The following is a 333-nucleotide window of genomic DNA, read 5'->3' as shown; positions in this document are numbered from 1 at the left end:
CCTGGATTTCTCATAGTACCTCAGCCAGTACCGCACTCAGGCTGTAACACCGCTAAACACCTACTGGCTCGACTTACATCGGCTACTTTTTAACCACTTTCCGGCGTTCAGACACACTTCCCCCTTTCCCCCATTGCTTCGGGCCGGGGGCGCCCGAGCAGTCAGTTAGGAACCAACCGCCTGACGAGATCGGATAGCGCCGTTTTATAGGGGTAGCTGTCACTCATGAGTACTCGGATTCGACGCGTATTGCGGATGATGACCGCGCCTACTTTGATGAGCTTGAGCCTCAGGTTGCTCGGACTCATGCGCGCGAAGGGCGTGTGCTTCAGA

At 55.9% G+C, this 333-nt stretch carries 1 protein-coding gene; it reads right to left on the bottom strand.

All coding sequences use genetic code 11. From position 1 onward, the window contains the following. Positions 1 to 161: 161 nt before the first annotated feature. Positions 162 to 333, bottom strand: a 172-nt coding sequence (locus ACT3TY_RS17950) for a transposase (RefSeq protein ID WP_181950751.1), incomplete at its 5' end; no start/stop codon positions are given.

The sequence above is a fragment of the Halomonas sp. AOP22-C1-8 genome (genome assembly GCF_052378905.1).
GTDB classification, from domain to species: Bacteria; Pseudomonadota; Gammaproteobacteria; order Pseudomonadales; family Halomonadaceae; genus Vreelandella; species Vreelandella citrativorans.
The sequence above is the reverse complement of the archived record's forward strand: the minus strand, read 5'-3'. Positions and strand labels throughout refer to the sequence as shown.